The sequence below is a fragment of the Melghiribacillus thermohalophilus genome (genome assembly GCF_004342905.1).
Classification (GTDB): Bacteria; Bacillota; Bacilli; order Bacillales; family Alkalibacillaceae; genus Melghiribacillus; species Melghiribacillus thermohalophilus.
Genome location: NZ_SMAN01000039.1, coordinates 1 through 7066, shown reverse-complemented (window position 1 = coordinate 7066; position 7066 = coordinate 1). Strand labels below are relative to the sequence as shown.

Sequence of the window (7066 nt, the reverse complement as noted above, 5' to 3'; positions counted from 1 at the left end):
TCCATTAATATTTCATTCATTATAACAGGTTAATAAACAAAAAACCCCAGCTAGGGACTTTTTGTTATTTGTCCACTAACTGGGGTATAGTTCAGGTTTATAAACCCGATTTCATGCGGTTTTTTCATTTTGGAAAGCGTTTGATCCCTGCCTCTTCTTTTGGTTGTATTCGTTTTATGAAATTCACCCTAACCCCTCTAATCAAAAAGGGGAAATTGCTCTCTAACTGAAATTTAAAGAATGGATGTGATGATCCACTATAATACTTTTTATCAATGCATCATTTTGATAAAATAAATAACAATCAACATCCTCTGGAGCTGATCCCTTTTATGAGAAAACGGATATTTTTTTTGCTGCTCCCCATTGCCTTATTGAATTTGTCTGGTTGCACGACAGAAGATCCTTATGCCGACCAGTTCATCAGAGTATCGGATCAGTCCAGTATAGGGCCTGATATTTCTGTGATCAAAGACGAAAAAGTTATTTCTGAAATCATGAAACTAATGGACCAGGTTAGCTGGAACAGTCAAACAGATATACCGGACAGGGATGAAGATTATCAATTTTGGTTAGAAAAAGAAGACAATGAAGAAAGGTTGGCCGTCTATGAAGTATGGTTTGAAGGTGACCAATCCATCATTTTTGATTCCAAAAAAAGAAAAGCCGGATACTTAGAACGTTCAGATGCAGAAAAGTTAGAACATTATTTCACCAGCGGTTCTAAAAAGCAGTAAGCTGCCTTAACTTGAGGCAGCTTTTTTCTTCTTCTCAAGCAAGAACATTTAAGGAGATTCAAGTTAACTCCCTACCCTACAACATTTCGCCTCCCAAAACATTTTCATTGATTTTTCCTCTTCACCGAATTAAACTATGATTATATATTTTCTGGAGAGGAAATCCGTTATGAAAATGGATGACTATAAATTAGGTGTTGTATATGCAGCAGGCGCTTATATTCTTTGGGGATTTTTGCCTCTTTACTGGAAAATGGCTGAACATGTGCCTGCATGGGAAATTCTTGCCCACCGCATTGTGTGGTCCTTTCTGTTTATGATCGCAGTCGTTATCATTCTAAAGAAATGGCCTTCATTTGTAATTGAATGCAAATCCATTTTTAAAGATGCCAAAAAACTGGCTGGAATTACGCTTGCATCCATTATCATCAGTTTGAACTGGGTTACATATATCTGGGCAGTGAATAACGCCCATGTCGTTGAAGCAAGTATGGGATATTATATCAATCCGCTTATCAGCATCTTGCTTGGGATCCTGGTGTTAAAAGAAAAACTGACCTACTGGCAGTTTATTGCCTTTATTCTTGCAGGAATTGGCGTTTTGTATATGACCTTTCAATTCGGTTCGGTTCCATGGGTTGCTATTTTGCTGGCTTTCAGCTTTGCATTGTACGGCCTGCTAAAGAAAGTGGTTCAGCTGGGGGCTATGTTTGGGCTTACGATTGAAACCCTCATGATTACCCCTGCTGCTATTCTATATTTGACTTATGTTCATACTGGCGGCGGTTACGGCGCTTTCACCTTCAGCAGCCTTGACGGACTCATCCTCGCCGGTTCTGGTGTGATGACGGCTGTTCCCCTTCTGATGTTTGCAAGCGGAGCTAAACGCATCCCTTTGTCCATGGTTGGATTCCTGCAATATTTCGCACCGACCATTATGCTTTTACTTGGGGTGATTCTGTTCGATGAACCATTTACCTCGGTTCATCTGGTGACCTTTTCCCTTATATGGCTGGGACTGATCATCTATAGCCTGGCGAATACACGGATGTTACAAAAACTGGAATATAAAATTCGGTTCAGAAACAAAGGACTTGAAAAGTAGGATGCATAGAGGAATCCTGTCAAGTATCCTCAGGTAAAAGGTAAGATAAGAGAGTAATAAAATTGTCTCCACCATGAAGGACATTTTTTGACTCGTTTAGTCGGGGCATATCCGTCAAAAAGGGTTGACGGACATATCGAGCAGAGTCCTTTGGAGTTTTGTCCTTCAGGGGGCTGATGATGGACAATTCTAAATCGTTTTTGTACCATTTGGACCTTCATCGCACCGCTGATGGACAATCGGCAATCATGTTGATCCTTTTTTGTCCTTCACCAAGTCGATGATTTTTCCGATCAGCTTGATCAATGATCGCTGCACCGAATCAACCTTTTCACCGATTTCTTCTGATCTGGCAAAAAAAGATGTCCCGGGTGGGACATCTCATCGTTTTTTCCAAATGATATTAGTGTTTAACGGAAGCCCGAGTATCTTTCCTCTGGCGGATTAATGTTTCCCTTAACTTCTCCAGTTTGGTAATCAGTTGACTGGAGACCCCTCGAAGCTCATCCAGACATTCGTTTGCATAACAGATATTGTCATTGTTTACTGCACGTACGGCATCTTTTGCAAGTTCGTGAACCCGAATATGGAGGGGCTCGATTTCCCTGTATGTTTTAATATTCCCGAAAGTCTCTTTCATTGGACCGTAATACCACTTTCCAAGACGACAATCTCTGAAAGATGAAACTTCATCTTCTTTTATTTCCTCAAAGCCAAGGATGAGGTTATATATTTTCCAGCTCCATAATAAATGGTCTGTAATGGCCAGCTGAATCACATCTTCCTGACTCAAAATTACATTTTTTGAAATGGAATTCGCACGATGCTCATCGATTAACTTACTGAGATCATAAACGGCCTGTCCTGTGCGTCGGATTACCTCATCACCGCCTTCAACCAGTTCGGATATGGTCTGGTTTCGATCGGATATATCACTGGTGGTAGCTGCCTGTTCTTCTGTAATGGCAGAAATCCCTTCAAAATGATTTCCCAGTTCCTGCATTGATTCATTCATCTCTTTTAAATTACCGGTCACATTCTCCAGATCACTGCGGGAATGGTGTATTTGTTTAAAAGAATCCTCGATGACATTTACAATTGAGGTAGTAATGCCAGTTAAATTTTCCATATCCTTTTCGATGGATTCCACTGAATCGGTTGTATGATCCGCAAGTTTCCGGACTTCATCCGCAACAACCGCAAATCCTCTTCCGTGCTCTCCAGCCCGTGCTGCTTCAATCGATGCATTAAGCGCCAACAAGTTCGTCTGTTCCGCAATATCTTTTATTAATTCCATCACTTTTTCCATGTTTTTGACTCGATTTGTCAGTTCACTTGCATGCTCGGAAATTTTCTGGCTTCCCTGGTCGATCTGTTTCAAAAATTCGGTGACATCTGCCAGATTTTCAATTCCGTCATCCAGATGATTTAAGTTTTCCTGCAGGTTTTCCGTTGATTCCGAAACCATTTTAGCAACTTCTTCAATACTCGTGCTTAACTCCTGCATCGAAGAACTGACCGACTGGGTTTCGCTGCGCTGCCGCTCCTGGTATTCGATGAGATGATTAATCTCGTTAATATTGACGTTATAGGAAATGATGTTGGATAAACCGGAGACAAATTCTTTTGCCAGTAATTCAATGTAAGTTTCCACGACAATTTGCTGGTCAAAAGAAATTAAATTGTTATATGTAATGATCGCCTGGCTGAGTTTTTTCGGTTTTTTTCTTAATTTTTTCAGGACGTAGGACATGAACAATTGATTCAAATGCCCGTAAGCTGCAATCATCCGATCCGGGGTAAGTCCTATCCGCGCATGGGCTTCAGCAATAGCCCGGCGCTGATTTACATAGTGGACATTGATCTCATCATCCAGAAGACTCACCATGTATTGATGAAATGTCTTTTTTAAAGCTTCATCACGGGAATTTTCCCGTATCATTCGGTCAAGTTCAGGAACAGTATGGAGTTTTGCATAAAACTCATCAAGAATATCCTGATGGTATTCCAGGTAAACCTCCTTTAAACTCACGATTTCTTCTTTAGAATCGTTCAGGCCCAGGAAACTTAATTTTTCCTGTAAACGGTTCCAATCATCTTGACCGACACTATTTTGTTGCAAAGCCTTTGCCATAAATAAATCCTCCTAAATTATAATACGTTCAATTAAAAAATTATTACTATTATTATAACGTATATATTCGACAAAAAGTTTCAATATAAGACAAACAATTACTAATTTTCACGAATTTCATCGTTTTTTTTGGAATATCGGCTGAATTCACTGTTAAAATACCTGATATAAATAAGTATGTAAATGCTGGGAAACAGAAAACGGATAAATCTTTTATGGCTCAAGGCTAATCTATTAATCTTTCAAGAAACACTCCGGGTAAACATCGTTTTAACGTTCAATAGCAACTGTCCTCACAAAGGGTATGATGAACAAAATCTTAAAATCAGCCAAAACAGCTGACCATTTCTCTTAAAATAGCAATTTATCACGACAACAAAAGATCAAAGACGTTCTATTCATAGAGGCAGAGGATTGTTGTTTAAATTCTGTTTCATCCTGTTGGCATAAGCACACCATTTATAAAAGATGAGAAAAGCATATACAGGTAGAATGGGTTTTTCGGGTTTAAAAGGATTCGGGGCACCATATTGCCATTAACTTAAGTATATTCTAGGGACAGGGGAAACAAATAGATTATTTCCTGGACCGGTGGATACCATAGCTGCAATATTTGTCGCAAATTAACAATGGACAAAAAGAGGAATTTATAGATAGAGGGGGAAGAATATACATGACAAACATTTCTGCCAGACTCCATTCTATCTGTGGCTCTGGAGTACATGCTTGGTTTATCCATCTCATCTCCAAGACTTTCTAACCAGAATCCGCATCGTTTAATTCCCAAAGGAGGACTTATGGATGATATCAACGGTTACTAAAAATCCCACGAAAACATAAAAACAAAAGTTTCTAAATATAGTCCAATTTTTTTGGGAAAAAATACGTTTCTTTTGTCTCAGGACAATAGTTTTACGCAATATCACTATAAAAATTGAATCACCTTATGAAAATCTGGCTTGTTTTAGTATAATAGGAAATTGAAAGAAACGCCTAAATTATATATAGTTGGAAGTGATAAAGGTTGCATATCGGAAAACGAATAAGCATATTGAGAATGGAAAAGGGATTCTCCCAGTCAGAGTTAAGCAAAGGGATTATTTCCCCTACACACTTAAGCAATATTGAAGCAGGCAGATACCTGCCTTCGAAAGACATCCTGGAGTTATTTGCTGAAAAGCTGGGTGTTAAAAAGGAATACTTAACCGATTATGAAGACCTGGATCAAGAGCTGTATAACGAGTTAATTTCCTGGAAAGAAAACATTATATTGGATATTGACAAAGCGAAAGATCAATTATCCACACTCCATGAAAACTTCGACTTCCCCATTCGAAACATCTATCTCGAATGTCTTTATTACCTGCTGCTGGGAAGTTATTATTTGAAAATTAATCAGATGGAAGATGTGGAAAAGGTTCATAAGCTGTATATTACTGGTTATATTGACGACGAAACCATACACCAATACAATCCATTCTTACAAGAATGTTATTACTACTATTTTGGATTATATCACTTTGTTAAAAATAACTTTTCAAATAGTTTTTTCTACTATAACAAAATGTTGGATTACATTAGTAATAATTTTGTTAAAGCATCGATTCTTTATAATTTAGCATTAATAAATTATAAAAAGAAACAGATCTTCGAAGCTATAACTTATGCAAATCAATCTATTGAATTGCAACTTATGCATCACGATTGGGAGAAGTTAGCAGTTACTTATAACCTACTTGGAGTTCTTTATTGGGAAAAAAAACAGTTTGATAGTTCTTTAGAGCAATTATCAAAATCTGAAGAAATTGCTGAGTTAAAAGGTTTAACAAATTTAATGGAGCAAGTCTACCACAACTTTGGTTTAGTATACAAAGATAAAAAGGATTTTAATAAGGCAATATTTTACTTTAAAAAGTCAATAGATCTTAAAATAAAGAATAGTCAAAGATATATAGTATCATCTTACTATTCAATGATTGGATGTTACATCTCGCAAAAAAGATTTGAAGAAGCCCAGGAACTTCTAGAGAAAGCATACGTATTTTGTAATCAAGAGAAGGATTACTATTTATTAAATATATTAAAAGCAAAAATTGCCAAAAACAAAGGTGATTATCAAGATTTTGTTCAAACTCTTAATGATAGTATTAAGTTTTTCGAAAAGCATAAAGATTATATTCATCTTAAAGAACTTCATGAAACTTTAGGAGAATTTTACTTTAAGAATAGGAAATATAAATTAGCAGCGTACCATTTTAAAAGACAAGTTGAGTTTTACAAAAGTATTTTGGATTAGTTATTAATTATTAATAAAATATATTTTTAATAAAGGAGGTTAAGATAATGAAAAAGAAATTTTTGGCAACAACATTATTAATTGGTGGATTATTCGCCTTCTCTTTTAGCGGCCTTAGCCTATTTGCTGCAGACGAAGGTAATGTTGGTGGAATCAACTCTATAAGTGATATTGCTGCAGACGAAGGTAATGTTGGTGGAATCTATTCAATTGGAATTGGAGACCTATAAAAAGTTAAATAAACCTGCTTCCAAGCAGGTTTATTTTTTTGCTTGATTATTTTGTTTTTTTTGTCTTAGGGCAAAAAGTCCCTTAAAAAGTTTAAAAAAACTGCTCAAAAAAACCTATGTTTTGTTTTTGTCGAAAGGTGTATGCTTCCTCTCTTCCTTGTATTATAATGAAGGCACAACAGGGAAAGGGAGGTGTTACATGGGTGGATGGTACGAAAAACACCCAGAAGCCAATAACAAAGGAAGAAATTGACGCTTTGATTAAAGAGTTAGACCGCCATTTGAAAATGAAGAAAGATCTAAAAGAAGAAAGAGAGTAAATTACTTTTTATATAGATAAGTTTTATCCTAGCCCGATAAACCTTTCTCCTCTCTCTTTCTTTCAGATCTTTCTCTTTTTTTTTGTAAAAGTCTTTCTGCATGATTAATAATAATCTTTAAATTCAAAATCAACTTATATTTTATACTTTTTTGGCTCTCCCCAATGAAGTGTGCTGAAAATTGAAAAATGCAGAATCTTCCTCTATTGTTAATAGTAACCCAAACCAAAACCAATAGAAAGGA

General features: G+C 36.5%; 7 protein-coding genes. 5 read left to right on the top strand and 2 right to left on the bottom strand.

Annotated features, from left to right (window positions below; all coding sequences use genetic code 11):
• Positions 1-275: 275 nt before the first annotated feature.
• Positions 276-737: a hypothetical protein gene (locus tag EDD68_RS15040; RefSeq protein ID WP_132373303.1), complete on the top strand. Its 462-nt coding sequence runs from the start codon at positions 276-278 to the stop codon at positions 735-737.
• A gap of 169 nt (positions 738-906) precedes the next feature.
• Entirely contained in the window at positions 907-1842 is a 936-nt protein-coding gene (rarD, locus tag EDD68_RS15035) for an EamA family transporter RarD (protein WP_243646890.1), read from the top strand.
• Positions 1843-2245: 403 nt separating this feature from the next.
• Here the strand turns inward: rarD and EDD68_RS15030 are convergent, their stop codons facing one another.
• Entirely contained in the window at positions 2246-3976 is a 1731-nt protein-coding gene (locus tag EDD68_RS15030) for a methyl-accepting chemotaxis protein (RefSeq protein ID WP_132373301.1), read from the bottom strand.
• A gap of 1057 nt (positions 3977-5033) precedes the next feature.
• Here EDD68_RS15030 and EDD68_RS15025 point away from each other — a divergent pair.
• The 3 genes from EDD68_RS15025 to EDD68_RS15385 all read left to right on the top strand — a co-directional run bounded on the left by EDD68_RS15025 (position 5034) and on the right by EDD68_RS15385 (position 6822).
• A complete protein-coding gene (locus EDD68_RS15025) occupies positions 5034-6272 on the top strand; it encodes a tetratricopeptide repeat protein (protein ID WP_132373299.1) in 1239 nt (412 codons plus the stop codon).
• 47 nt (positions 6273-6319) lie between these two features.
• Entirely contained in the window at positions 6320-6502 is a 183-nt protein-coding gene (locus tag EDD68_RS15020; protein ID WP_132373297.1) for a hypothetical protein, read from the top strand.
• Positions 6503-6669: 167 nt separating this feature from the next.
• Positions 6670-6822, top strand: a complete 153-nt coding sequence (locus EDD68_RS15385; protein WP_165902214.1) for a hypothetical protein — start codon at positions 6670-6672, stop codon at positions 6820-6822.
• A 28-nt stretch (positions 6823-6850) separates the two neighbouring features.
• On the opposite strand, the gene EDD68_RS15475 is transcribed toward EDD68_RS15385, so the two are convergent.
• Positions 6851-7066, bottom strand: a 216-nt coding sequence (locus tag EDD68_RS15475; protein WP_207902602.1) for a hypothetical protein, incomplete at its 5' end; no start/stop codon positions are given.

Excerpts from the sequence above, each read along its gene's own strand:
- EDD68_RS15040 (WP_132373303.1), top strand. The coding sequence starts at position 276 with ATGCATCATTTTGATAAAATAAATAACAATCAACATCCTCTGGAGCTG.
- rarD (WP_243646890.1), top strand. The coding sequence starts at position 907 with ATGAAAATGGATGACTATAAATTAGGTGTTGTATATGCAGCAGGCGCT.
- EDD68_RS15030 (WP_132373301.1), bottom strand. The coding sequence starts at position 3,976 with ATGGCAAAGGCTTTGCAACAAAATAGTGTCGGTCAAGATGATTGGAAC.
- EDD68_RS15025 (WP_132373299.1), top strand. The coding sequence starts at position 5,034 with ATGGAAAAGGGATTCTCCCAGTCAGAGTTAAGCAAAGGGATTATTTCC.
- EDD68_RS15020 (WP_132373297.1), top strand. The coding sequence starts at position 6,320 with ATGAAAAAGAAATTTTTGGCAACAACATTATTAATTGGTGGATTATTC.
- EDD68_RS15385 (WP_165902214.1), top strand. The coding sequence starts at position 6,670 with ATGAAGGCACAACAGGGAAAGGGAGGTGTTACATGGGTGGATGGTACG.